The 23,921-nt window shown below is 71.5% G+C and carries 23 protein-coding genes and 1 pseudogene; 12 read left to right on the top strand and 12 right to left on the bottom strand.

The annotated features are described in order from the left end of the window. Positions 1-71: 71 nt before the first annotated feature. Positions 72-911, bottom strand: a complete 840-nt coding sequence (locus tag ACFY0K_RS21990; protein WP_390641235.1) for a response regulator transcription factor — start codon at positions 909-911, stop codon at positions 72-74. 128 nt (positions 912-1,039) lie between these two features. Between ACFY0K_RS21990 and ACFY0K_RS21985 the strand changes: the two genes are divergently transcribed. After that, on the top strand, positions 1,040-2,722 hold the full coding sequence (locus ACFY0K_RS21985; RefSeq protein ID WP_390641234.1) for an AMP-binding protein: 1,683 nt from the start codon (positions 1,040-1,042) through the stop codon (positions 2,720-2,722). Next, the gene (locus tag ACFY0K_RS21980; RefSeq protein ID WP_390641233.1) at positions 2,719-4,374 is read left to right on the top strand and encodes an AMP-binding protein; all 1,656 of its coding nucleotides are present in this window, start codon (positions 2,719-2,721) and stop codon (positions 4,372-4,374) included. Before ACFY0K_RS21985 ends, ACFY0K_RS21980 begins: the two co-directional genes overlap by 4 nt. A 72-nt stretch (positions 4,375-4,446) precedes the next feature. Here ACFY0K_RS21980 and ACFY0K_RS21975 read toward each other — a convergent pair whose 3' ends face one another. Beyond that, on the bottom strand, positions 4,447-5,130 hold the full coding sequence (locus ACFY0K_RS21975) for a hypothetical protein (protein ID WP_390641232.1): 684 nt from the start codon (positions 5,128-5,130) through the stop codon (positions 4,447-4,449). Between the two features lie 229 nt (positions 5,131-5,359). On the opposite strand from ACFY0K_RS21975, the gene gcl reads away from it, so the two are divergent. Continuing rightward, positions 5,360-7,144, top strand: a complete 1,785-nt coding sequence (gene gcl, locus ACFY0K_RS21970; protein WP_390641231.1) for a glyoxylate carboligase — start codon at positions 5,360-5,362, stop codon at positions 7,142-7,144. Between the two features lie 198 nt (positions 7,145-7,342). On the opposite strand, the gene ACFY0K_RS21965 is transcribed toward gcl, so the two are convergent. From ACFY0K_RS21965 to ACFY0K_RS21950, 4 genes are all read right to left on the bottom strand, one after another. Further along, positions 7,343-7,585 (bottom strand): hypothetical protein, encoded by a 243-nt coding sequence (locus ACFY0K_RS21965; protein ID WP_390641230.1) that lies wholly within the window; start codon positions 7,583-7,585, stop codon positions 7,343-7,345. A gap of 354 nt (positions 7,586-7,939) precedes the next feature. Continuing rightward, positions 7,940-9,397: a catalase gene (locus tag ACFY0K_RS21960; protein WP_390641229.1), complete on the bottom strand. Its 1,458-nt coding sequence runs from the start codon at positions 9,395-9,397 to the stop codon at positions 7,940-7,942. 173 nt (positions 9,398-9,570) lie between these two features. Further along, the gene (locus tag ACFY0K_RS21955; protein WP_390641228.1) at positions 9,571-10,461 is read right to left on the bottom strand and encodes a 2-hydroxy-3-oxopropionate reductase; all 891 of its coding nucleotides are present in this window, start codon (positions 10,459-10,461) and stop codon (positions 9,571-9,573) included. 138 nt (positions 10,462-10,599) lie between these two features. Further along, complete coding sequence (locus ACFY0K_RS21950) at positions 10,600-11,439, bottom strand: TIM barrel protein (protein WP_390641227.1); 840 nt, start codon at positions 11,437-11,439, stop codon at positions 10,600-10,602. Positions 11,440-11,572: 133 nt separating this feature from the next. Here ACFY0K_RS21950 and polX point away from each other — a divergent pair, with 133 nt between their 5' ends. From polX to ACFY0K_RS21910, 8 genes are all read left to right on the top strand, one after another. Next, on the top strand, positions 11,573-13,312 hold the full coding sequence (gene polX / locus ACFY0K_RS21945) for a DNA polymerase/3'-5' exonuclease PolX (RefSeq protein ID WP_390641226.1): 1,740 nt from the start codon (positions 11,573-11,575) through the stop codon (positions 13,310-13,312). Positions 13,313-13,359: 47 nt separating this feature from the next. Next, complete coding sequence (locus tag ACFY0K_RS21940; RefSeq protein WP_351958716.1) at positions 13,360-13,614, top strand: hypothetical protein; 255 nt, start codon at positions 13,360-13,362, stop codon at positions 13,612-13,614. Beyond that, on the top strand, positions 13,611-13,979 hold the full coding sequence (locus ACFY0K_RS21935; protein ID WP_390641225.1) for a helix-turn-helix domain-containing protein: 369 nt from the start codon (positions 13,611-13,613) through the stop codon (positions 13,977-13,979). The genes ACFY0K_RS21940 and ACFY0K_RS21935 overlap by 4 nt, the downstream gene beginning before the upstream one ends. Positions 13,980-14,106: 127 nt before the next feature. Then, positions 14,107-14,619, top strand: a complete 513-nt coding sequence (uraD, locus tag ACFY0K_RS21930) for a 2-oxo-4-hydroxy-4-carboxy-5-ureidoimidazoline decarboxylase (protein ID WP_390641224.1) — start codon at positions 14,107-14,109, stop codon at positions 14,617-14,619. Positions 14,620-14,623: 4 nt separating this feature from the next. Further along, complete coding sequence (gene uraH, locus ACFY0K_RS21925) at positions 14,624-15,019, top strand: hydroxyisourate hydrolase (RefSeq protein ID WP_390641223.1); 396 nt, start codon at positions 14,624-14,626, stop codon at positions 15,017-15,019. A gap of 6 nt (positions 15,020-15,025) precedes the next feature. Continuing rightward, positions 15,026-15,949: a factor-independent urate hydroxylase gene (pucL, locus tag ACFY0K_RS21920; RefSeq protein WP_390641222.1), complete on the top strand. Its 924-nt coding sequence runs from the start codon at positions 15,026-15,028 to the stop codon at positions 15,947-15,949. Positions 15,950-16,073: 124 nt separating this feature from the next. Further along, a complete protein-coding gene (locus ACFY0K_RS21915; protein WP_390641221.1) occupies positions 16,074-17,450 on the top strand; it encodes an 8-oxoguanine deaminase in 1,377 nt (458 codons plus the stop codon). Between the two features lie 230 nt (positions 17,451-17,680). Next, positions 17,681-19,087 carry a nucleobase:cation symporter-2 family protein gene (locus ACFY0K_RS21910; RefSeq protein ID WP_390641220.1) on the top strand — a complete coding sequence of 469 codons (1,407 nt, stop codon included), beginning with the start codon at positions 17,681-17,683 and terminating at the stop codon, positions 19,085-19,087. Positions 19,088-19,233: 146 nt separating this feature from the next. Here ACFY0K_RS21910 and ACFY0K_RS21905 read toward each other — a convergent pair. Further along, a pseudogene (locus ACFY0K_RS21905) lies at positions 19,234-19,359 on the bottom strand (AraC family transcriptional regulator); the annotation flags it as partial. 186 nt (positions 19,360-19,545) lie between these two features. After that, on the bottom strand, positions 19,546-20,979 hold the full coding sequence (locus tag ACFY0K_RS21900; RefSeq protein WP_390641219.1) for an MFS transporter: 1,434 nt from the start codon (positions 20,977-20,979) through the stop codon (positions 19,546-19,548). Between the two features lie 131 nt (positions 20,980-21,110). Here ACFY0K_RS21900 and ACFY0K_RS21895 point away from each other — a divergent pair, with 131 nt between their 5' ends. Further along, positions 21,111-21,512 carry a winged helix-turn-helix transcriptional regulator gene (locus ACFY0K_RS21895; RefSeq protein ID WP_390641218.1) on the top strand — a complete coding sequence of 134 codons (402 nt, stop codon included), beginning with the start codon at positions 21,111-21,113 and terminating at the stop codon, positions 21,510-21,512. Between the two features lie 33 nt (positions 21,513-21,545). Here ACFY0K_RS21895 and ACFY0K_RS21890 read toward each other — a convergent pair whose 3' ends face one another. The 4 genes from ACFY0K_RS21890 to ACFY0K_RS21875 all read right to left on the bottom strand — a co-directional run bounded on the left by ACFY0K_RS21890 (position 21,546) and on the right by ACFY0K_RS21875 (position 23,906). Next, positions 21,546-21,968, bottom strand: a complete 423-nt coding sequence (locus ACFY0K_RS21890; RefSeq protein WP_351958726.1) for an acyl-CoA thioesterase — start codon at positions 21,966-21,968, stop codon at positions 21,546-21,548. A 57-nt stretch (positions 21,969-22,025) separates the two neighbouring features. Then, entirely contained in the window at positions 22,026-22,643 is a 618-nt protein-coding gene (locus ACFY0K_RS21885) for a hypothetical protein (protein WP_390641388.1), read from the bottom strand. 129 nt (positions 22,644-22,772) lie between these two features. Beyond that, positions 22,773-23,372 carry a histidine phosphatase family protein gene (locus ACFY0K_RS21880; protein ID WP_390641217.1) on the bottom strand — a complete coding sequence of 200 codons (600 nt, stop codon included), beginning with the start codon at positions 23,370-23,372 and terminating at the stop codon, positions 22,773-22,775. A 3-nt stretch (positions 23,373-23,375) separates the two neighbouring features. Next, positions 23,376-23,906, bottom strand: a complete 531-nt coding sequence (locus ACFY0K_RS21875; protein ID WP_390641216.1) for a hypothetical protein — start codon at positions 23,904-23,906, stop codon at positions 23,376-23,378. Positions 23,907-23,921 lie beyond the last annotated feature (15 nt).

Here is a 23,921-nt window from a genome sequence, read left to right as displayed (position 1 = left end):
AGGGAAATAACAGGGGCTTCGCATAGGTCAATTCACTGCGCGTCCGCATGAATGGAATGGGTCCCCTCCGGCTATGGCAACACCCCCGTCCGACGAGCCGCCGACACCGCCTCCCCCCGGGTGTGCGCGCCCAGCTTCCGCATCGCCGAGCGCAGGTAGCCCTTGACCGTCTCGGGCCGCAGCCCCAGCCGCTCGGCCACCGCCGCGTTGGTCGCCCCGGCCGCCACCCACGTCAGCACGTCCACCTCCCGGGGTGCCAGCACCGCCTCCGCCTCCGCAACCGGCGCCGGCGCGGTCAGCAGCCCGCAGGCGGCCAGCAGTTCGGCGCGCAGCCCCAGGTCGGTGATCCGCGGCGCGAGGGCCCGCAGCGCGGCGTGCGCCTCCCTCACCTGCTCCCAGGCGGTCCCCGGCTCCGCCACCGCACCGGGTGCCGGCCGCGCCGCGGCCAGCAGCCCCCTGGCCTCGTCCTGCACGACCAGCGCCTGCTCCACGTCCCGGGCCGCCGCCACCGCCGCGCCCAGCGTGCGGTCGCCCAGCGGCTGGGCGGTGCGCAGCGCGCCGTACAGCACGCCCCGCACCCGGCGCCGTACCACCACCGGCACCGCGAGCACCGAGCGGAGGCCCTCGGCCGCCACCGGGATGTCGTACTCGTGGCTGATCTGCCGCGAGGCCGAGTAGTCGACGACCGCGCAGGGGCGGGCCAGGGCGACCGCCCTGCCGCCCAGGCCGTTTCCCGAGGTGACCGCGAGCGAGCGCAGCGACGCCGTGTTGGTCCCGGTCAGCTCACTGATCCGGACCTGTGTCCGGCCCGCCTCGACCAGCCCGCCGAAGGCGATCGGAAGGCCGGTGGTGCGCCGGAGTCTGGACAGCGCACCACGTATCTCCAGCGCCCCCGCGACCTCTGCTGCCACCTGTCCTGCCCCTTCGACCCCGGCCTTGTGCGGTCCACACCCCCGTTCGGGGGTAGTGAGACCTGCATCACGGATTACACGATGCCAGAGAGCCGCCCGGCAATGGTCCGGTACTGAAGGAGACGCGAATGACGAGTGCGACGGAGGACTTCCGCAGGGCACGGGACTTCCTGCTGGAACACCGTGCGGACTACGCCACCGCCTACGCGGGCTTCGAGTGGCCGCGTCCGGACCACTTCAACTGGGCGCTGGACTGGTTCGACGTCATCGCCGAGGGCAACGCCCGCACCGCCCTGCACATCGTCGAGGAGGACGGCTCGGAGACGAAGCTGTCCTTCGCCGAGCTGTCCGAGCGCTCCGACCGGGTCGCGAACCACCTGCGCGCGCGGGGCGTCGAGCCGGAGGACCGCATCCTGGTCATGCTCGGGAACCAGGCCGAGCTGTGGGAGACCGCGCTGGCCGCGATGAAGCTGCGGGCCGTGGTCATCCCGGCCACCCCGCTGCTCGGCCCGGCCGACCTGCGCGACCGCGTCGACCGGGGCCGGGTCAAGCACGTGCTCGTGCGGGCCGAGGACGCCGCCAAGTTCACCGAGGTGCCGGGCGCGTACACGCGGATCGCGGTGGGCGGGCTGCCGCCGTCGGAGGCGGGGCCCTGGGAGCCGTACGAGGACGCGTACACCGCCTCGGCCGACTTCGTCCCCGACGGCCCCACCCTCGCCGACGACCCGCTGATGCTCTACTTCACCTCGGGCACCACCGCCCGTCCCAAGCTGGTCGAGCACACCCACACCTCGTACCCGATCGGGCACCTGGCGACCATGTACTGGATCGGCCTCAAGCCCGGTGACGTGCACCTGAACATCTCCTCGCCGGGCTGGGCCAAGCACGCCTGGTCGAACCTCTTCGCCCCCTGGAACGCCGAGGCGACGGTCTTCATCCACAACTACGCGCGCTTCGACGCGGGCCGGCTGATGGCAGAGATGGACCGGCACGGCGTGACGTCCTTCTGTGCCCCCCCGACGGTGTGGCGCATGCTCATCCAGGCGGACCTGAGCCAGCTGGCGACCCCGCCCCGCGAGGTGGTGGCGGCGGGCGAGCCGCTCAACCCCGAGGTGATCGAGCAGGTGCGGCGGGCCTGGGGCGTGACCATCCGGGACGGGTTCGGGCAGACCGAGACGGCCGTGCAGGTCTCCAACAGCCCCGGGCAGCCCCTGAAGACCGGGTCGATGGGCCGCCCCAGTCCGGGGTACCGGGTGGAGCTGCTGGACCCGGTCAGCGGCGCCCCCGGCGCGGCGGAGGGCGAGATCGCGCTCGACCTGTCGGCGCTGCCGGTGGGCCTGATGACCGGCTACCACGGGGACGCGGACCGTACGGCGGAGGCGATGGCCGGCGGCTACTACCGCACCGGCGACATCGGCTCCCGCGACGAGGACGGTTACATCACCTACGTCGGCCGCGCGGACGACGTGTTCAAGGCGTCCGACTACAAGATCAGCCCGTTCGAGCTGGAGAGCGCGCTCCTGGAGCACGAGGCGGTGGCCGAGGCGGCCGTCGTGCCCGCGCCGGACGACCTGCGCCTCTCCGTGCCCAAGGCGTACATCGTCCTGGCGGCGGGCTGGGAGCCGGGCCCGGACACCGCGAAGGTGCTCTTCGAGCACTCCCGGCAGGTCCTGGCGCCCTACAAGCGGGTCCGGCGGCTGGAGTTCGCCCCGCTGCCCAAGACCGTGTCCGGCAAGATCCGCCGGATCGAGCTGCGCGAGGCCACGGCCGCCGGCTCGGCCGCCGAGTACCGCGAGGAGGACTTCCGGTGAACTCGTCGTACGCACAGGGGTCTTACGCGCACGGCACGAGCGGCAGCACGCTGCTCGGCGACACCATCGGGGCCAACCTGGACCGGGCCGTCACCGCCTGGCCGGACCGCGAGGCGCTGGTGGACGTCCCGACCGGCAGGCGCTGGACGTACGCGCAGTTCTCCGCCGACGTCGACCGGCTGGCGTACGCGCTGCTGGCGAGCGGGGTCGCCAAGGGCGACCGGGTGGGCATCTGGGCGGTCAACTGCGCGGAGTGGGTGCTGGTGCAGTACGCCACCGCGCGGATCGGCGCGGTCATGGTCAACATCAACCCGGCCTACCGCACCCACGAGGTCGAGTACGTCCTCAACCAGGCCGGGATCTCCCTGCTGTTCGCCTCGCTCCGGCACAAGGGCAGCGACTACCGGGCGATGGTGGAGGAAGTGCGGGGCAGGTGCCCCGAGCTGCGGGAGACGGTGTACATCGGCGACCCGAGCTGGGACGCCCTGACCGCGCGCGGGACCGCCGACAGGGCCCCCGAACTGGCTGCCCGAGCGGCCGAGTTGTCCTGCGACGACGCCATCAACATCCAGTACACCTCGGGCACCACAGGCTTCCCGAAGGGCGCCACCCTCTCCCACCACAACATCCTCAACAACGGCTACTTCGTGGGTGAGTTGATCGCCTATACGGAGCAGGACCGGATCTGCATCCCGGTCCCCTTCTACCACTGTTTCGGCATGGTCATGGGGAATCTGGCCGCCACTTCCCACGGCGCCTGCATGGTGATCCCGGCCCCGTCCTTCGATCCGCAGGCCACCCTGGAGGCGGTCCAGCGGGAGCGCTGCACCTCGCTGTACGGCGTCCCGACCATGTTCATCGCGGAACTGAACCTCCCCGACTTCGCGTCGTACGACCTCTCCACCCTGCGCACCGGCATCATGGCGGGCTCGCCCTGCCCGGTCGAGGTGATGAAGCGGGTGGTCGCCGAGATGCACATGGCGGAGGTCTCCATCTGCTACGGCATGACGGAGACGTCACCGGTCTCGCTCCAGACCCGGATCGAGGACGACCTGGAACACCGCACCGGCACGGTCGGCCGGGTGCTGCCTCACCTGGAGGTCAAGGTCGTCGACCCGGCCACCGGGGTCACCCTGCCGCGGGGCACCTCGGGCGAGCTGTGCACCCGCGGCTACAGCGTGATGCTCGGCTACTGGAACGAGCCCGGGAAGACCGCGGAGGCCGTCGACGCCGGCCGCTGGATGCACACCGGCGACCTGGCGCTGATGCGCGAGGACGGCTACGTGGAGATCGTCGGCCGCATCAAGGACATGATCATCCGGGGCGGCGAGAACATCTACCCGCGCGAGATCGAGGAGTTCCTCTACGCCCACCCCAAGGTCCGGGACGTCCAGGTGGTCGGGGTGCCGCACGAGAGGTACGGCGAGGAGGTCCTCGCCTGCGTCATCCCGCACGACCCGGCCGCCCCGCCCACCCTGGACGAGCTCCGCGCCTTCTGCGAGGGCCGCCTCGCCCACTACAAGGTGCCGACCCGCATCCAGATCCTGGAGACCTTCCCCATGACGGTCTCGGGCAAGGTCCGCAAGATCGAACTGAGGGAGACCTACCGCGCCTCGCAAGGGGAAAGCCCCGTTGCGGACAGCGCCCCGTAAGGGGCGCGGGGCTGTATCGATGTGCGGCTCCGCCGCGTGGGCGCGACCAGCTCCCACCGGCCCGCAGCCGGATCACGCACCTGAACCGCGCAGTTCATCGGCGCACCCGTTGACCGGCTGAGGCGTCCCCGTGAAGTCCAGCACGAACAACGGCACCCCCAGGGCGTCGGCCCGCTCACGCGCCTCCTCGGCGTACCCCGCAAGGGAGAAGTACACGCACCCCGAGTCCTCCGTCATGGCCGTCAGCCACACGCACTCCACGTCCCGCGGCGAGGCCGGCTGCAAGGTCGGGTCCACCTGGGCCACCAGCCCCCGGGCGGCCAGCCCGATGCCGGACGGCGGCCGCTGGTCGGCCCGCCGTATGTCCCGGTAGCCGAGCCAGCGCAGGTACAGCGCGGCCGCGGTGACCGCGTCCCGGGCGGTGCGGATGGTCACGGGATGGAAGGCGGCCCGCGGCTCGGCCCCGGGCCCGCACTGCGCCGGCGGCACGGACAGGCCGCCGGCGACCGCGATGCGCAGCACCGCCCCGCACGGGCAGCCCAGCTCCGGCTGCGGCCACTGGTCCCGCCGTCCGCAGGACCCGCAGCTCACCGTCACCCAGTCCGCGTCCCATGCGCGGTGCGCCACCGGCGTCGGCCCGGCCGTGCCGTCGAGGTCCGGGGTGACCGGCGCGCCGCAGGCGCACGGGTACGACGGCGCGGTGTAGACGTGCTCGCGCCGACAGGCCGGACAGCGCACCGGCACGCTCTCGGACATGGCCCCACCTCAGGCGTCGCGTCGCTTCAGCCGTCCCATGGTGCTCCCGCCGGGGCCCGGTTGTCCGTCCCTTGACGACGTTCGTCACCGCACCTACATTGATTTCAGATAGTAGAAGTTACTTTCCGCTATGTGGAAAAACTGCGGAACAACTCGAACAACTGGAAACGATGCTCACCGCGGGGCGCGACGGGAGCAGGCATCCGACAGCCGAAAGCAGGAGTTCTCGATGGCTCGTATGACCGCTGCCCGCGCGGCAGTTGAGATCCTCAAGCGCGAGGGCGTCACCGACGCGTTCGGTGTGCCCGGCGCGGCGATCAACCCCTTCTACGCGGCGCTCAAGGCCTCCGGCGGCATCCACCACACCCTCGCCCGCCACGTCGAGGGCGCCTCGCACATGGCCGAGGGCTACACCCGTACGGAGCCCGGCAACATCGGCGTCTGCATCGGCACCTCGGGACCGGCCGGCACCGACATGATCACCGGCCTCTACTCGGCCACCGGCGACTCCATCCCGATCCTGTGCATCACCGGCCAGGCCCCGACCGCGGTGATCCACAAGGAGGACTTCCAGGCCGTCGACATCGCCTCGATCGCGGGGCCGGTCACGAAGATGGCGGTCACCGTGCTGGAGGCCGCGCAGGTCCCGGGCGTCTTCCAGCAGGCCTTCCACCTGATGCGCTCCGGCCGCCCCGGCCCGGTCCTGATCGACCTGCCGATCGACGTGCAGCTCACCGAGATCGAGTTCGACCCGGAGACGTACGAGCCGCTTCCGGTCTACAAGCCGGCCGCAACCCGCGCCCAGATCGAGAAGGCGATCGGGATGCTCAACGCGTCCGAGCGCCCGCTGATCGTCGCGGGCGGCGGGGTCATCAACGCGGACGCCGCCGGACTCCTGGTCGAGTTCGCCGAGTTGACCGGCACCCCGGTCGTTCCGACCCTGATGGGCTGGGGCGTCCTGCCCGACGACCACGAGCTGAACGCCGGCATGGTGGGCCTGCAGACCTCGCACCGCTACGGCAACGCGACCTTCCTGGAGTCCGACTTCGTCCTCGGCATCGGCAACCGCTGGGCCAACCGCCACACCGGCAGGCTGGACGTCTACACGGCTGGCCGCACCTTCGTCCACGTGGACATCGAGCCCACCCAGATCGGCAGGATCTTCGCCCCCGACTACGGCATCGCCTCCGACGCGAAGGCAGCCCTGGAGCTCCTCGTCGAGATGGCACGGGAGTTGAAGGCGTCGGGCGGCCTCCCGGACCGCTCGCGCTGGGCGGCCGCGGCGCAGGAGAAGCGGGCGACCCTCCAGCGCCGTACCCACTTCGACGACATCCCGATCAAGCCGCAGCGCGTCTACGAGGAGATGAACAAGGCTTTCGGCCCGGAGACCCGGTACGTCTCCACGATCGGCCTCTCGCAGATCGCCGGCGCCCAGATGCTGCACGTCTTCAGGCCCCGGCACTGGATCAACTGCGGCCAGGCGGGCCCGCTCGGCTGGACGGTGCCGGCCGCGCTGGGCGTCGCCAAGGCCGACCCGGAGGCGTCCGTCGTCGCCCTCTCCGGCGACTACGACTTCCAGTTCATGATGGAGGAGCTGGCGGTCGGCGCGCAGCACAAGATCCCGTACGTCCACGTCCTGGTCAACAACTCCTACCTGGGCCTGATCCGGCAGGCGCAGCGGGCGTTCGACATCGACTTCCAGGTCAACCTGGAGTTCGAGAACATCAACTCGCCCGAACTGGGCGTCTACGGCGTCGACCACGTCAAGGTCGCCGAGGGCCTGGGCTGCAAGGCGATCCGGGTGACGGACCCGGCGGAGCTGGGCGCGGCCTTCGAGGAGGCCAGGAAACTGGCCGCCGAGCACCGCGTGCCGGTCGTCGTGGAGGCGATCCTGGAGCGGGTCACCAACATCTCCATGTCGACCACCAACGACATCTCGAACGTCGTGGAGTTCGAGGAGATCGCGACCGAGCCCGGCCACGCGCCCACGTCCGTCAGGACGCTGAAGGTCTGAGCCGGCGCGGACGAGAGCGGGCGGCCCATCCGGGGGATGGGCCGCCCGTTTCGCGTCGCAGACGACTCGGTGCCCGCCGCCCCCGTGCCGGCGGGCACCTTGTGAGGTGAATATGCCCTCTGACTGGGGCGGTTGAAGCATGTTGAACGGAGTTCAGAGCTTGATTTGAGGTTCGGCCGGTCTCTTCGTCCCGGTACCTCAGCCTTCGGGGTGCTCGCTCAGGCCCGGCCAGTCGTCCGGGCCGCCGCCCTGCCACTCGATGAGGTCGCTCTCCTCGACCTCGATCCGGTCCAGGTCGGCCAGCCGCAGGATCTCGATCACGTCGTCGAGGTGGGAGGCGATCCCCAGGGTCACGTCGCCCTCGGTGACCCGCCGGGAGCCGTCCAGGGCGGGGGCGTGCACGACGATGTGCGGGAACTCGGTCGGTGGATGTGCAGTCATGCCACAAGGCTCCTGCGGCGGGGCCGGAAACGCACGCCGAAGCGCCGGACGCGGGCGGTTCCGCATCCGGCGCTCGGGGAGCCCGTGGGGCTCTCTGCCGCTGTGGCCGTCCGACGGCGCGAGGCTGGGCGCGACAGGACGTTCGCGCCGCCGGACGGGGTTCAGGGGGATGGCTGGGACCGCGGCGGGTGCGACGGAGTCCGGGGCGTTCCTCCCTCTGGTCGGGAAGAGCGCTCGGTTCCTTCACCACCGCACTGGCTCGCACGCCGCCGCGGTCCTCGCCCCGCCCGCGTGCCGACACCGACCGGTCACCCCTCATCCGGGCCGGTCGGCCGCCGCGGGCCGCCTGTGGGGTCAGTCCTCGCGCAGGGCGCGGACCGCCTCCGCCACGCGCCTGCCGTACTCCGGGTCGGCGGCGTGGAAGTGGGCCAGGTTCTTCTCGATCACGTCGTCGCGGGAGACCTGCGAGAGGCTGCCGGCGATGTTCGCCACCAGCCGCCGCTGCTCCTCCGCGGACATCAGGCGGTACAGCTCACCCGCCTGGGAGAAGTCGTCGTCCTTGGTGTGGAGCGGGGCCTCATGGGTGCCCGTGTGGCCGGTCACGGCGAGGGGTGCCGACAGGGGGCGGCCGGTCTGCGCCGGGCCGTCGTAGGAGTTCGGCTCGTAGTTCCTGGCGTGCCGGCCCTGGGCGTTGGCCGCCATGAAGCCGTCCCGGCCGTAGTTCTGCGCGGTCGTCGCCCGCGGGGCGTTGACGGCCAGCAGGGTGTGGTTGACGCCCAGGCGGTAGCGGTGCGCGTCCGCGTAGGCGAACAGGCGGCCCTGGAGCATCTTGTCGGGGGAGGGGCCGATGCCCGGCACGAAGTTGTTCGGGGAGAACGCGGCCTGCTCGACCTCGGCGAAGACGTTGTCCGGGTTGCGGTCCAGGACCAGGCGGCCCACCCGCTGGAGCGGGTGGTCCCGGTGCGGCCACACCTTGGTCAGGTCGAACGGGTTGAAGCGGTAGTCCGCCGCCTCGGCCGCCGGCATGATCTGCACGTACAGGGTCCAGGACGGGTGCACGCCCCGCTCGATGGCCTGGAGCAGGTCCGTCTGGTGCGAGTTCGGGTCCTTGCCCGCGAGCTCCGCCGCCTGCTCGGCGCTCAGACTGCGCACGCCCTGGTTGGTCTTGAAGTGGTACTTGACGAAGAAGGCGTCGCCCTCGGCGTTCGTCCACTGGTAGGTGTGCGAGCCGTAGCCGTTCATGTGACGGTACGACGCCGGGATGCCCCGGTCGCCCATCAGCCAGGTCACCTGGTGGGTGGCCTCGGGGGAGTGCGCCCAGAAGTCCCACACGTTGTCCGGCTCCTGACGGCCCGTGAAGGGGTCGCGCTTCTGCGAGTGGATGAAGTCCGGGAACTTGATCGGGTCCTTGATGAAGAACACCGGGGTGTTGTTCCCGACGAGGTCGTAATTGCCCTCTTCGGTATAGAACTTGACGGCGAAGCCGCGCGGGTCGCGGACGGCGTCGGCGCCGCCGAGGGAGTCGGCGACCGTCGAGAACCGCAGGAAGACCTCGGTGCGCCGGCCGACCGTGCTCAGGAAGTCGGCGTGGGTGAAGCCGGTGACGTCGTCGGTCACCTCGAAGTGGCCGTAGGCGCCGCTGCCGCGGGCGTGCACCACGCGCTCCGGGATGCGCTCGCGGTTGAAGCGCGCGAGCTTCTCGAGCAGGTGCTGGTCCTGGAGGAGGAGCGGGCCGCCGATGCCGGCGGAGGCGGAGTTCTGGTTGTCGGCGACCGGGGCGCCGGACTCGGTGGTGAGCACGCGCTTCGACATCGTGGGCCTTCCGTGCGGATGTCAGCGGAAATTCATTTCCGCTTCGTGGAGCGTAGGATCGGGTCGGCCGGGGCGTCAACAGTTTGTTGAAGTGGTTTCCGGGCGGCGCCGGAGCCTGGGCGCGACAGGACAGGTGTCGGCGCCGGCACCGCCCGGAAGTCATGCGGTCCGGCTCAGACCTGCGCGCCGGACAGGCGCTCCACCGCACGCAGCAGCGCGGAGTGGTCGAGGCCGCCGTCGCCCTGCGCCCGCAGGGACGCGACCAGTTGGGCCACCACGGCGCCGACGGGCAGGGCGGCGCCGACGTTGCGGGCCGCGTCCGTGACGATGCCCATGTCCTTGTGGTGCAGGTCGATCCGGAAGCCCGGCCTGAAGTCGCGGCTGAGGAAGTTGTCCTTCTTCCGCGTCAGTACGGTCGAGCCGGCCAGGCCGCCGTTCAGCACGTCCAGCGCGGCGGTCAGGTCCACCCCGGACTTCTCCAGGAAGACCACGGCCTCGGCGCACGCCTGGATGTTCACGGCGACGATCAGCTGGTTGGCGGCCTTCACGGTCTGGCCGGAGCCGTGCGGACCGCACAGCACGATGGTCCTGCCCAGCGCCTCGAAGATCGGCCTCGCGGCGTCGAAGTCGGCGTGCTCGCCGCCGACCATGATGGACAGCACGGCCTCGACGGCCCCGGCCTCGCCGCCGGACACGGGCGCGTCGAGGACGCGGATGCCCTTGTCCCCGGCGGCCTTCGCCAGGTCGACGGAGGTCTGCGGCGTGATGGACGACATGTCGATGAGGAGCGCGCCGGACCGCGCGTTCTCCAGGATGCCGTCCGGGCCGTACGCGACGGCCTCGACCTGCGGGGACGCGGGAACCATGGTGATGACCACGTCCGCGTCCCGCACCGCCTCGGCGATCGAGCCGGCCGCGGTGCCGCCGGCGGCGGTCAGCCGGTCCAGCTTGTCCCGCTCCAGCGTGAAGCCGGTGACGTCGTAACCCGCCTTGACGAGGTTCTCGGACATCGGGGAGCCCATGATGCCGAGGCCTATCCAGGCGATCTTGGGGAGGGTGCTCATAAAAGGGTGCCTCTCTGACTGCTGTGATACGTCTGCTGCTCGGCGGGCGTCGGCAAAAGCAGCCCGTCCGGCGTGTGAGGACGAGGGCCGAAGGCCGAAGCGGGGATCCAGGGGCGGCGGCCCCCGGGGACGGTCACCTCAACGGGCGGCGCGCTGTTCCGCCGGCAGCCAGCCGAAGGCCTCGGCGCTCGGCGAAGCCCCCGCCTTGTACTCCAGGCCCACCCAGCCGTCGTAACCGGCCTTGTGCAGCCGGCCGAGGAGGTCTTCCAGGGGGAGTGAGCCCGTGCCCGGGGCGCCGCGGCCCGGGTTGTCGGCGATCTGGACGTGGCCGGTCTTCGCGGCGTACCGCTCGATCACCGACGGCAGGTCCTCGCCGTTCATCGACAGGTGGTACAGGTCCATCAGGAAGCGGGCGTTGCCGAGTCCCGAGGTCTCGTTCACCTTGTCGACGACCGCGACCGCGGCCGGCGCCGACACCAGCGGATACCGCGGCGACTCCGGCTCGTTGAGCGCCTCGATCAGCAGGACCGCCCCGTTGCGGTCGGCCGCCTCCGCCGCCCGGACCAGGTTCTCCAGGGCCAGCGCGTCCTGCTCGGCCGGGTCCACGCCGTCCACGCGGTTTCCGTAGAGGGCGTTGAGCGACCGGCAGCCCAGGGTGCGGGCGAAACCGGCCGCCACGTCGATGTTGGCGCGGAACCGCTCCGACTCCGCGCCCGGGACCGACAGCGCGCCCCGGTCGGGGCCGGGCAGTTGTCCGGCGTAGAAGTTGAGGCCGGTCAGCCGGACGCCGGCGTCCTCGATCGCCTTCCGCAGCCCGTCGAGCTCGGCGCGCTCGGGGGTGGGGGAGTCGACCCAGGGCCACCACAGCTCGACCGCGGTGAAGCCGGCCGCGGCGGCGGCCGCGGGACGCTCCAGGAGCGGGAGTTCCGTGAAGAGGATCGACAGGTTGACGGTGAAGCGCTGCTCTGCAAATCCCATGGGGGTGGGCGCTCCCTTCCGCTGTCTCTGTTTCCATATTGTGGAAGTTGATTTCTGCTTAATGGAAGACTGCCTGTGACCGGGGAGAGCTGTCAAGAGCGCCCGCGCGAAACGGGCGCCCTACCCTGAAGGCATGGCTCGGTCCAACGACGAAGTGGCGGCGCTGCTCCAGGAGTACGCGGACCTGATCTCGATCACCGGCGGCGACGCGTTCAAAGCGCGTGTCTACGAGAAGGCCGCCCGGTCCGTCGGCGGCCACCACGCCGACGTCGCCACGCTCGACCTCAAGGGGCTGCAGGAGATCCCGAACGTCGGGAAGTCCATCGCCCAGAAGGTCCGCGAGTACCTCGACAGCGGCTCGGTGGCCGCCGTCGAGGGGCTGCGGGCGAAGATCCCGGACGGGGTCCGGCGGCTGACGGCCATTCCCACCCTCGGCCCGAAGAAGGCCATGGTGGTCTACGAGGAGCTGGGCGTCTCGTCGGTGGACGAACTCGCCGCCGCCATCCGCGACGAACGGCTGCGCGACCTCAAGGGCTTCGGGCCGAGGACCGAGGAGAACATCCTGCACGGCATCGAACTGCTCCGGTCCTCCGGCGGACGGGTGCGGATCGACGCGGCCATGGAGCTGGCCGAGGACGTCGTCGGCGCGCTCTCCGCCGTGACCGGCTGCGAGCGGTGCGCGTACGCCGGGTCGCTGCGCCGGATGCGCGAGACCATCGGCGACATCGACATCCTCGCCGCGGCCGAGGACTCCGCCCCGCTCATGAAGGCGTTCACCGGGCTGCCGTACGTCACCGAGGTCATCGGGCAGGGCGGGACCAAGACGTCCGTGCGCACCGCCAAGGGGCTCAACGTCGACCTGCGGGTCGTCCCGCCGGACTCGTGGGGCGCCGCGCTGCAGTACTTCACCGGCTCGAAGGCCCACAACATCCGCACCCGCGAGATCGCGGTGCACCAGAAGCTCAAGCTCTCCGAGTACGGCCTCTTCGACGCCGGGAGCGGCGAGAAGATCGTCTCCGGGACCGAGGAGGAGGTGTACGCGCGCCTCGGCCTGCCCTGGATCCCGCCGCCGCTGCGCGAGGACCGCGGGGAGATCGAGGCCGGGCTCCGCGACGAGCTGCCCGAGCTGGTCACCGAGGCCGACCTCCGCGGCGACCTGCACACCCACACCGACCTCACCGACGGGCTCGCCCCGCTGGAGGAGATGGCCGAGGCGGCCGCCGCGCGCGGCTACGCCTACTACGCGATCACCGACCACGCGCCCGACCTGGCCATGCAGCGCATGACCGACGAGCGGATGCTGGCCCAGCGCGAACGGGTGCGCGAGCTGGACGGCACCTACCCCACCAAGGGCCGACGGGGCGGGCTGCGGCTGCTGCACGGCACCGAGCTGAACATCGGCCCCGAGGGCGAGGTGGACTGGCCGGACGACTTCCTCGCCGGGTTCGACCTGTGCGTGGCCTCCGTGCACTCGCATTTCAGGCAGAGCCGCGAGCAGCTGACCCGGCGGCTCGTCCGGGCCTGCGAGAACCCGTACGTCAACGTCATCGGCCACCCCACCACCCGCCTCATCGGCAGGCGGCCCGGCATCGACGCCGACCTCGACGCGGTCTTCGCCGCCTGCGCCCGCACCGGCACGGCCCTGGAGATCAACGCCCACCCGGACCGCCTCGACCTGCGCGACGAGGACATCCTGCGGGCCCGCCGGCACGGTGTGCGGTTCGCCGTGAACAGCGACGCGCACGCCGTGCCGCACCTCGCCAACATGCGCTACGGCATCGGCACCGCCCAGCGGGGCTGGCTCACCGCCGACGACGTGATCAACACCTGGCCCGAGCGACGGCTGCGGAGCTTCCTGCGTAAGGGCCGATGATCCCGGAGGGCTGCCCGAACACCGGCGCCGCGCGTTAGGTTGAGCGCGTGCGATTGAGAGTGGAGTTCACGACCGAGCCCTTCGACCTCGACGAGGCCCCCGCGCACGCGCTGGTCGCCCGTGAGGTCATCGAGGCGGCCGAGCTGGACGCGGTGGACGTCGGGCCGTTCGGGAACACGGCGGAGGGCGGCTCCGACACCGTGCTCACCGCCGTGGACGCGCTGCTGCGCAGGGCCCTGGAGGCCGGCGCCACCCGGATCTCGCTCCAGGTCAACGTGGTGGGGGAGGGCGGCGACAAGTGACCGGAAACGGGGACGAGCCCTTCATCACCGCCGTGAAGCCGCTGGTCGACGCCATGGGCGGGGAGATGCTCCCGCCCGACGAGGCCGGTCCCGACGACGTCGTGCTCGCCTGGGACGGCGTCGACGTGGTCGCCGTACGGCTGCCGCAGCTCGCCGACTCCCTCGACCACATCCTGGCCGCCATGGAGCGCAAGCAGGGCAGGCCGCTGGCCGACCTGGACCGCAAGGCGAAGCAGGAGGTCGTGCGCATACTGGAGGCGCGGGGCGCCTTCTCCGTCCGGCACGGCGTGGAAACCGTGGCGGGCGCGCTCGGCGTGAGCCGCTTCACCGTCTACAACTACCTCAACCGCGAGAAGGAGAACTGACCCTCCCGGTGTGCCGCGGGGGTTGTTACGCGGAATTTTCAACAAAGTGTTGACGCTGGGTGCCGGAGGGCGTTAGCTAACGGCAGCCCGTTCAGCACGAAGGCCGCACACGGCCACGGAGGCTCCCGTGACGTCGACTTCCACGCCCCCGGGCCTGGCCCGGTTCAACGACCTGGAGGAGCCCGCGGCACTCGCCGCCCTCCACGAGGCGTGCGCCGCCACGGCCTGGGCCCGGCGCCTGCTCGCCGCCCGCCCCTACGCCACCCCCGAGGCCCTCTACTCCGCCAGCGACGCCGCCACGGCCGAGCTGGGGGAGGGGGACCTCGCGGAGGCCATGGCCGGGCACCCGCCGATCGGCCGCCCCAGGCCGGGCGACCCCACCTCGGCCAGGGAGCAGTCGGGCATGGCCGGCGCCGCGGACGGCCTCAAGGCGGAGATGCTCGAACTGAACCTGGCCTACCAGGAGCGGTTCGGCCATGTCTTCCTGATCTGCGCCACCGGCCGCACCGGCGAGGAGATGCGGGACGCGGTCAAGGAGCGGATCGGCAACCCGCCGGAGCGTGAGCGGGAGATCGTCCGCACCGAGCTGGGCAAGATCAACCGCATCCGGCTAGCCCGACTCGTCGAAGAGGACGCCTGAGACCATGAGCACCAGCACCACCGCCTCCGTGTCCACCCACATCCTGGACACCAGCGCCGGACGTCCCGCCGAGGGCGTCGCCGTCCGGCTCTCCGCCCGCCCCGGCCGGGAAGCGCAGTGGCAGGCGCTCGGCGGCTCCGCGACCGACGGGGACGGCCGGTGCAAGGATCTGCCGGCGCTGCCGGAGGGCACCACACACGTACGGCTCGACTTCGCCGTGGAGCCGTACTTCGAGAAGAAGCAAGCCGATGCGCAGCAGGACGCCCCCGCGAGTCGGGACAGCGGACCGGCCGTGTTCTTCCCGGAGGTGGCGATCACGTTCGCCGTCGTGCCGGGCGAGCACTACCACGTACCGCTGCTGCTCAACCCGTTCGGCTACTCCGTTTACCGAGGGAGCTAGCTACACATGCCTACGATTCTTGGACAGAACCAGTACGGCAAGGCCGAGAACCGGGTCGTCAAGATCACGCGGGACGGTGCCACCCACCACATCAAGGACCTCAACGTCTCGGTGTCGCTCTCCGGTGACATGGACGAGGTCCACTACTCCGGCTCCAACGCCAACGTCCTGCCGACCGACACCACCAAGAACACGGTGTTCGCGTTCGCCAAGGAGTACGGCATCGAGTCGGCCGAGCAGTTCGGCATCCACCTCGCCCGTCACTTCGTGACCTCGCAGGAACCGATCCACCGGGCCCGGATCCGCATCGAGGAGTACGCCTGGGAGCGCATCGAGGCCTCGGACGCCAACTCGAAGTTCATCGGCGCCGACGAGGTCAAGCACTCGTTCGTGCGCAAGGGCCAGGAGACCCGGCTCACCCAGATCACCTACGACGGCGAGCAGTGGGAGGTCATATCCGGGCTCAAGGACCTCGTCGTGATGAACTCCACCAACTCGGAGTTCTGGGGCTACGTCAAGGACAGGTACACCACCCTCCCCGAGGCGTACGACCGCATCCTGGCCACCCAGGTCTCCGGCCGCTGGCGGTTCAACTGGACCGACGACGAGCAGAAGATGCCCAACTGGGAGAAGTCCTACGAGCAGACGAAGAAGCACATGCTCCAGGCCTTCGCCGAGACGTACTCCCTCTCGCTGCAGCAGACGCTGTACCAGATGGGTGCGCGCATCATCGACAACCGCGGCGAGATCGACGAGGTCCGCTTCTCGCTCCCCAACAAGCACCACTTCCTGGTCGACCTGGAGCCGTTCGGCCTCAAGAACGACAACGAGGTGTACTACGCCGCCGACCGGCCCTACGGCCTGATCGAGGCGACCATCCTGCGGGACGGCCGCGAGGCGAGGATCCCGGTGGACCTCACCAACCTCTGACCTGCCCTTTTTCGGCACCCTCGGCCGGGGTGCCGGGCCTTGCCGGCTCCCCGGCCGCGGCACTCAAATCCCCGGGGTCCTGCCGTGCCCACACCACAAGTCCACTGAGCGAAAAGGACGAATCATGGCAGCAGACCAGCGCATCGTCATCGAGAACTGTTCGATCGCGACCGTCGACGCCCACGACACCGAGTACGCGAACGGGTACGTCGTCATCGCCGGCAACCGGATCGAGTCGCTCGGCGCGGGCCGTGCTCCCGAGGGCCTGGAGAACGTCGTACGGCGTGTCGACGCCACCGGCCACCTGGTGACCCCCGGCCTGGTCAACACCCACCACCACTACTACCAGTGGATCACCCGGGGCCTGGCGACCGACCACAACCTCTTCAACTGGCTGGTCGCGCTCTACCCGACCTGGGCGCGCATCGACGAGCCCATGGTGTACGCGGCCGCGCAGGGCTCGCTCGCCATGATGGCCCGCGGCGGTGTCACCACCGCCATGGACCACCACTACGTCTACCCGAAGGACTCCGGCGACCTCTCCGGCGCGATCATCCGCGCCGCCCGCGAGACCGGTGTCCGCTTCACCCTCGCCCGCGGCTCCATGGACCGCAGTGAGAAGGACGGGGGACTGCCCCCGGACTTCGCCGTCGAGACCCTCGAAGGCGCCCTCACCGCCACCGAAGCGACCGTCAAGGAGCACCACGACCCCTCCTTCGACGCGATGACCCAGGTGGCCGTCGCGCCCTGCTCGCCGTTCTCCGTCTCCACCGAACTCCTGCGGCAGGGCGCCGAACTGGCCCGCCGGCTCGGAGTGCGCCTGCACACCCACGGCTCGGAGACCGTCGAGGAGGAGCAGTTCTGCAAGGAACTGTTCGGGATGGGCCCGACCGACTACTTCGAGTCCACCGGCTGGCTCGGCGAGGACGTGTGGATGGCGCACTGCGTCCACATGAACGACTCCGACATCGCCGCGTTCGCCCGCACGAGAACCGGCGTCGCCCACTGCCCGTCCTCCAACGCCCGCCTCGCGGCCGGCATCGCCCGCGTCCCCGACATGCTCGCCGCCGGCGTCCCGGTCGGTCTCGGCGTCGACGGCACCGCGTCCAACGAGTCCGGCGAACTCCACACCGAACTGCGCAACGCACTGCTGATCAACCGCCTCGGCGCCCACCGGGAAGCGGCCCTGAACGCCCGCCAGGCACTGCGCCTCGGCACCTACGGCGGCGCCCAGGTCCTCGGCCGCGCGAGCCAGATCGGGTCCCTCGAACCCGGCAAGCTCGCCGACCTGGTCCTCTGGAAGCTGGACACCCTCGCCCACGCCTCGATCGCCGACCCGGTGACCGCCCTGGTCCTCGGCGCGGCCGCCCCGGTCACCGCCTCCTTCGTGAACGGCCGTCAGATCGTCGCGGACAACCGGCTGCTGCACGTCGACGAGGACGCGATCGCCCGCGCGACGCGGGCCGAGGCCCAGCGGCTGGCACAGATCGCCGGGCGGTAACCCCGCTTTTCCGCACACCACTTGAGCTCCGGTCGGGAGGGACGGCTCCCGGCCGGTGGCCGTGGACCCCGAAAGGGCCCACGGCGGCCGTCTCCCGGGCGCGCGCAGCCCTGCGCGCGCCCGGGAGAGCGGTCACCGTCCTTCGGTCCCTCCCCCACTCTCGGCTTCGCTCGAGCGGGAGGTGCCCCCATGACCGCCGCACCACCTCCCTGAAACCCGCGTCAGAGCCGATGCGTAACCGACCGGAGGAGCCGCCCGTGTCCGCGTATCCCGTGCACCCCGTCGACGAGAAACTCCCCGCCCTGAAAATGGCCACCACGGGCCTGCAGCACGTGGCCGCCATGTACGCGGGAGTGGTCGCCCCGCCCCTGATCGTCGGCGCGGCCATCGGCCTCACCGGCACCGAACTGACCTTCCTGACCGCCGCCTGCCTGTTCACCGCAGGCCTCGCCACCTTCCTCCAGACCCTCGGCTGCTGGAAGATCGGCGCCCGGCTGCCCTTCGTCAACGGCGTCACCTTCGCCGGGGTCGCCCCGATGACCGCGATAGCCGCGTCCACCCGCGACAAGTCCGACGCCCTGCCCGTCATCTTCGGCGCGGTGATCGTCGCGGGCCTGCTCGGCTTCCTCGCCGCCCCCTTCTTCAGCAAGGCGATCCGCTTCTTCCCGCCCGTCGTCACCGGCACGGTCATCACGCTCATCGGCGTCTCCCTGCTCCCGGTCGCCTTCGGGTGGGCGCAGGGCCCCGACCCGGCGGCGAAGGACTACGGTTCGGCCGAGTACCTGGGGCTGGCCGCCGCGACCCTCGTCATCGTCCTGCTCCTGCGCCGCTTCACCCACGGCTTCGTCAAGCAGATCGCCGTGCTGCTCGGCCTGGTCGCCGGCACGGTCGTCGCGATCCCGCTCGGCGTCACCGACTTCGGCCCGGTCGCGGACGCCGACGTGATCGGCTTCCCGGCGCCCTTCCACTTCGGCGCCCCGCAGTTCCAGCTCGCCGCGATCCTCTCCATGTGCGTGGTCATGGTGGTCTCGATGACCGAGTCGACCGCGGACATGCTGGCGCTCGGCGAGATCGTCGAACGGCCCGCCGATGAGAGGACGATCGCGGCCGGGCTGCGCGCCGACACCCTCGGCTCGGCGCTCAGCCCGCTCTTCAACGGGTTCATGTGCAGCGCGTTCGCGCAGAACATCGGTCTGGTCGCGATGACCCGGATCCGCAGCCGGTTCGTGGTCGCGGCCGGCGGCGGCTTCCTGGTGCTGATGGGGCTGTGCCCGATGGCCGCCTCGCTGATCGCCGTCGTACCCCGCCAGGTCCTGGGCGGCGCGGGGGTGGTGCTGTTCGGCTCGGTGGCGGCCAGCGGCATCCAGAACCTGGTCGGGGCCGGCCTGGAGAAGGGCGAGAACGTCCTGGTCGTCGCCGTCTCCCTCGCCGTCGGCCTGATCCCGGTCACCGAGCCGGACTTCTACCACGCCTTCCCGGAGACCGCCCGGATCGTCCTCGACTCGGGGATCTCGACGGGATGCATGACGGCGGTGGTGCTCAACCTCGTCTTCAACCACCTGGGCCGGCGGCGCGCGCAGACGAGGGGAGCGATGGAGACCGCCGTACCGCTGGCCGCACCCCAGTCGATCACGTGATGCCACGGCTTCGGCCCGCCGCCCCGGTTCAGGGCACCCCGGAGCCGGATCGCCTGGCAGGGCGTGGTCGCGGGCAGCCGGTCCGTGAAGTACGAGCGGGGCGGGACTCCCATCAGGGCGCGGAAGTCGGCGGTCATGTGCGACTGGTCGAAGTAGCCTGCGACGGCGGCGAGTTCGGACCAGCCGACGCCGCCCCCACGGGCGGCGACCGTGCGGACCCGGTCGATACGGGCGTAGTGCTTGGGGGAGACCCCGACGCCATCGGTGAACATGTTCCGCAACTGGCGCTCGATGACGGCGAGTTCGCGGGCCACGTTCCCTACCTGCGCGGGCGCCCGGTCCAGCCGCACGGACAGTGCGTCGACGCCCGCCCGCGGCAGCGGCGTCCCGAGGACCACCGGGCGTTCGCGGGGCCTGAGCGGCCGGCCCCGTCCGGTCCGGGCGCGCCGCCGCCCGGTTCAGGCGCGCCCGGGCCGCAGCACGGCCGCCGCCAGTGCCACGGCCCCCGCGGCGATCACCGCGGCCACCCGGAACGCCAGCCGGTAGCCCTCCGCGGTGGCAGGCACCAGTTCCGCGCCCGCGTGCAGCAGGCCGTCGGTACGGCTCGCCGCCAGGGTGGACAGGGCGGCGAGGCCGAGTGAACCCCCCACCACCTGGGTGGTGTTGAAGAGCCCGGAGGCCAGTCCCGCGTCCTCCTCGCGGGCGCCGGCCATGGCGAGGCCGGTGAGCGGGGGCATCGCCGCGGCGAAACCGGCCGCCATGAGCAGCATCGGGGGCAGCACGTCGGCCGCGTACGAGCCGTCGGCGGGCGCCCGGCTCAGCAGGGCCATCCCGGCGGTGACGAGGACCAGCCCGGCGAGGAGCACGCGGTACGCGCCGAAACGGGCGGTCGCGCGCGCCGACAGCCCCAGCATCAGGGCGCCGACCGCGAGCGGTGCCGGCAGGAAGGCGAGGCCGGTCCGCAACTCGTCGTAGCCCAGCACACGCTGCATGTAGAGCGCCCCGATGAACTGGAAGCCGTACATCGTCGCGATCAGCAGGACCTGCACGCCGTTCGCGCCGCTCAGCGTCCGGGAGCGCAGCAGCCGCAGCCGCAGCAGCGGGTGCTCGGCCCGGGCCTGGCGGGCGGCGAACGCCACGAGGAGCGCAAGGGCGAGCGCGGCCAGGAGCCAGGTGGTGGCCGGGCTCCGGTCGCCGGAGCCGACGATGACGTAGACGGTGAGCATCAGCGCGCCGGTGACCAGGGCCGCCCCCGGACCGTCGGCGCCCCTGCGGAGCCCGGCCCCGGGCTCGGGGGCCAGGATCCGTACCGCGGCCAGCCAGGCCGCCAGCCCGATCGGCAGGTTGATCAGGAAGATCCAGTGCCAGCTCAGCGCCTGCGTCAGCGCGCCGCCCAGGAAGGTGCCCAGGGTGGCGCCCACCGCCCCCACCGCGCTGAACACCGCGATGGCGCGCGCCTGTTCGCGCGGCTCCGGGAAGAGCGACACCAGCATGCCGAGCACGACGGCCGAGGTCATCGCGCCGCCCGCGCCCTGCACCGCCCGTGCCGCGATCAGCGCGCCCTGGCCGGTCGCCAGCCCGCACGCCACGGAGGCCGCGGTGAACAGGACGAGCCCGGCCGCGAACATCCGCTTCCGGCCCACCAGATCACCCAGACGGCCGAACAGCAGAAGCAGACCGCCGAACGGGATCAGATAGGCGTTCACCACCCAGGCCAGCCCCGCCCCGCTGAAGCCCAGGTCGCGTTGGACGGCCGGCATCGCCACGGTGACGATGTTGCCGTCCAGGATCGTCATCAGCGCACCCGCGCACAGGACGGCGAGGGACGCCCGTCGCGGGTATGTTCGGGAAGGAGTCACCGGTGCGGCCGGTGTGCCGGTCGTGGTCGACATGGCCTTGTGGCCTCCGCAATCGCCGTAGCTCGCCGTGGACATCAACAGGAACCGATCGTGCGCAAGGTGCACGACTTGTAACGGGGTTCATGGTGAGTGACCATGAGAGGACGGCGTAAGGAGGCAGCTCGATGTCCCAGAGGAACACCGGTGTTACCAGCCAGGTCGTGAACGCGCAGGCCTGCCCCGTCCGCGAGGTTCTTGACAGGGTGGCCGGCAAATGGAGCGTGCAGATCCTGGTGGCGGCCTCGCACGGGCCCATCCGCTTCACGGAACTGGAGCGAGGCATCGAGGGCATCAGCCGCCGGATGCTGACCCTCACCCTGCGCAACCTGGAGCGCGACGGCCTGGTGACCCGCACCGTGTATCCGACGGTTCCTCCGCGCGTGGAGTACGAACTCACCCCGGTGGCACTGGAGTTGCACGAGACCCTGCAGCGGCTGACCGACTGGGCCGAGCACAACCGCCACTACATCGCGCAGGCCCGGGCGGTCTACGACGCCGAGCACCAGCCGGAACTGCTCGACGTGTAGACGGCGCTGCCGACGCGGCCGGCGTGGACCGCGTCAGAACCCGAACAGCTCCGGGGCCGAGGTGAGTTCCTCGAAGACCTCGCGCGGGTCGGCGACCAGCTTCCGGGCCTTCAGGTCCAGCAGCCCGCCGACCGCGTCGACCTCGGCGGCCAGCGTGCCGTCCGCCTTGGTGATCTTCTGCAGCACGCGGAACGTCTTGCCGGCTCCCCACTCGAACGCGCAGGTCACGTCGACCTCGTCGCCGGCGAGCAGCTCCCGCTTGTAGCGGATCGTCGTCTCCAGCGAGACCGGGCCGACCCCCCGCCCTATCAGCCCGGCCTGGCTGACCCCCGCCGCCTGGAGCAGTGACCAGCGCGCGTGCTCGGCGTAGTTGAGGTACACCGCCTGGTTCAGGTGCCCCTGCACATCGGTCTCGTAGCCACGGACCGTGACGCGGACGGAATACGGTTCGCTCACGACTTCCCCTTCTCGTGTACGACGCACTGATCCTTTGCCGGCATCCTGACACGCCCGTCACACCCGGCGCGGCGATGCCAGCAGATAGCGCGTTCTGGTACGCGGCTCCGTGTACTCGCCCGTCTGCCAGCCCGCCCGGTCCAGGGTGGCCGCGCACGCCCGCAAGGGCTCGCCCTCCGGCGCGTACACCGCGACCGCCTCCGGCTGCGGGGTCGCCCGCACCCGGTAGCCGGGGACGTCCGGCCCCTCCGGCGGATGCCCGGCCGCCTCCAGGGCGAGTGCGGCGGCCCGTACCAGATGCGCACGCTCCCAGCCGCACGGCCGGTCCGTGGCGCCGTCGGGATTGGTCATCCGGCGCAGTTCGAGCAGTCCCTGCCAGGCGCTGTGCACCTCACGGGCGCGCGCCGGGCCGGCGTCGGCCGACTCCTCGCCGCCGACGCGCGCGGCGAAGCCCTGGGCCCGCTCGGGCTCCGTCTCGGCCCGGGGCTCCGGAGCCTCCCGCAGACGGTGCCCGGCCGGTGTCAGGAAGTGGTCGTGCGGCGGGCGCGGGTGCCGGAAGGCGAGCCCGCGCTTCACCAGCGCCGTCAGCTGCGCCTCGGTACCCCGCAGCCGCCCGGTGACCGGGTCGGCGGCGTCGACGACCCGCCGTTGCGCGGCGGTGGGCGGTCGGGTCAGAGTGCACACCTCCCGGCGTCGCGCGCGGTCCTGATCCCTGCTCCTGATCCCTGCTCCGGATCCCTCCTCGGGATCCCTTCTCCGCAGCCTACGACCGGGCACTGACAACGCACTGACCGCGCGGTCCCGCTAGCCGCCGGGCCGGATGTTCCAGCCCGCGATCACCGGCCGGTCGTGCTCCGTGCCCAGCCGGCACAGCGTCCCGGTGGCCAGCTGGAACAGGGCTCCGGCGGACGGCGGCAGGCCGAGTCGGCGGGCGGTCAGGACGCGCAGGAAGTGCCCGTGGGCGACCAGCAGGACGACCCCCTCCGTGTCGGCGAGGGCCGCCTCGACCTTGGACAGCATCCGGTCGGCCCGCTCCCCGACCTGCTCCGGGCTCTCCCCGGGATGGTCCGGCGGGCCGGGCGCGACCCCGTCCGTGAACAGGAACCAGCCGGGCCGGGTGCGCTGGATCTCCGCGGTGGTCACGCCCTCGTAGCCGCCGTAGTCCCACTCCCGCAGGTCGGCGTCGACCCGGGCGTCGGGCACCCCGATCAGCTCGGCGGTCTCGCGGGCCCGCTGGAGCGGGCTGACGAAGGCGGCACCGATGCGGTGCGAGCGGATCAGCGGCACCAGCCGGCGCGCCTCCTCCCTGCCGTGCTCGGTGAGCGGCACGTCGGTCCACCCGGTATGCCGTCCGGACCGCGACCACTCGGTCTCACCGTGCCGGACGAGAAAGACATCAGCCATACGTCAGAGGCTAAGAGCCCAGCGCTCCAGTTCGGCGAAGTCACGCGCCCGCAGACCGTGCCGCGGATCCACCGGAAGGAGCAGCGCGGGCCTGTCGTGGTGCTCGGCGACATGGCGGGCGTCGAGTTCGGTGACCATGTCGTCCACCCACACGAACGGCCGCCCGGCTGCCCAGGCCAGGACGGTCCGCGTCTTCCAGTACAGGCCGTCCGGATCCTTCGCGAACAGCTCCGGCCACTCGATGACGGGCAGCTCGGGCAGTCCGACGACCGGCCCGATCATCTCGTTGGCCTGGTGCATCCAGGTGGTGGCCCAGGCCGGCTCGTACGGCAGCGCGAGCAGCCGCGCCCCGTGCCCCGGATGCAGCCGCACCCGCAGCCCCCGGCGCAGCGCCCGGGAGCCGGGCCGCTGGCGGGCGGACCAGTTGGCGGGGTACAGCCTGCGGGTCACGTACCCGCGGTGCCGCAGGAACCGGGCCCGGAAGGGGTTCAGGGGGCCGTCGACGTCGAGGAGGAGCAGAGGCCGCTGGGTCATGGGGACGGCATACCC

It is taken from the genome of Streptomyces sp. NPDC001507, assembly GCF_042894765.1.
Taxonomy (GTDB): Bacteria; Actinomycetota; Actinomycetes; order Streptomycetales; family Streptomycetaceae; genus Streptomyces.
Note: the sequence above shows the minus strand (reverse complement) of the source record. Positions and strands in the feature narration are given on the sequence as shown.

What these genes read in the sequence shown, in the direction of transcription:
- ACFY0K_RS21965 (WP_390641230.1), bottom strand. Translation starts at nt 7,585, where the DNA reads ATGACTGCACATCCACCGACCGAGTTCCCGCACATCGTCGTGCACGCC.
- uraH (WP_390641223.1), top strand. Translation starts at nt 14,624, where the DNA reads ATGAGCACCAGCACCACCGCCTCCGTGTCCACCCACATCCTGGACACC.
- ACFY0K_RS21950 (WP_390641227.1), bottom strand. Translation starts at nt 11,439, where the DNA reads ATGGGATTTGCAGAGCAGCGCTTCACCGTCAACCTGTCGATCCTCTTC.
- ACFY0K_RS21875 (WP_390641216.1), bottom strand. Translation starts at nt 23,906, where the DNA reads ATGACCCAGCGGCCTCTGCTCCTCCTCGACGTCGACGGCCCCCTGAAC.
- gcl (WP_390641231.1), top strand. Translation starts at nt 5,360, where the DNA reads ATGGCTCGTATGACCGCTGCCCGCGCGGCAGTTGAGATCCTCAAGCGC.
- ACFY0K_RS21900 (WP_390641219.1), bottom strand. Translation starts at nt 20,979, where the DNA reads ATGTCGACCACGACCGGCACACCGGCCGCACCGGTGACTCCTTCCCGA.
- ACFY0K_RS21895 (WP_390641218.1), top strand. Translation starts at nt 21,111, where the DNA reads ATGTCCCAGAGGAACACCGGTGTTACCAGCCAGGTCGTGAACGCGCAG.
- pucL (WP_390641222.1), top strand. Translation starts at nt 15,026, where the DNA reads ATGCCTACGATTCTTGGACAGAACCAGTACGGCAAGGCCGAGAACCGG.
- ACFY0K_RS21915 (WP_390641221.1), top strand. Translation starts at nt 16,074, where the DNA reads ATGGCAGCAGACCAGCGCATCGTCATCGAGAACTGTTCGATCGCGACC.
- ACFY0K_RS21880 (WP_390641217.1), bottom strand. Translation starts at nt 23,372, where the DNA reads ATGGCTGATGTCTTTCTCGTCCGGCACGGTGAGACCGAGTGGTCGCGG.
- ACFY0K_RS21955 (WP_390641228.1), bottom strand. Translation starts at nt 10,461, where the DNA reads ATGAGCACCCTCCCCAAGATCGCCTGGATAGGCCTCGGCATCATGGGC.
- ACFY0K_RS21910 (WP_390641220.1), top strand. Translation starts at nt 17,681, where the DNA reads ATGCGTAACCGACCGGAGGAGCCGCCCGTGTCCGCGTATCCCGTGCAC.
- ACFY0K_RS21960 (WP_390641229.1), bottom strand. Translation starts at nt 9,397, where the DNA reads ATGTCGAAGCGCGTGCTCACCACCGAGTCCGGCGCCCCGGTCGCCGAC.
- polX (WP_390641226.1), top strand. Translation starts at nt 11,573, where the DNA reads ATGGCTCGGTCCAACGACGAAGTGGCGGCGCTGCTCCAGGAGTACGCG.
- ACFY0K_RS21985 (WP_390641234.1), top strand. Translation starts at nt 1,040, where the DNA reads ATGACGAGTGCGACGGAGGACTTCCGCAGGGCACGGGACTTCCTGCTG.
- ACFY0K_RS21975 (WP_390641232.1), bottom strand. Translation starts at nt 5,130, where the DNA reads ATGTCCGAGAGCGTGCCGGTGCGCTGTCCGGCCTGTCGGCGCGAGCAC.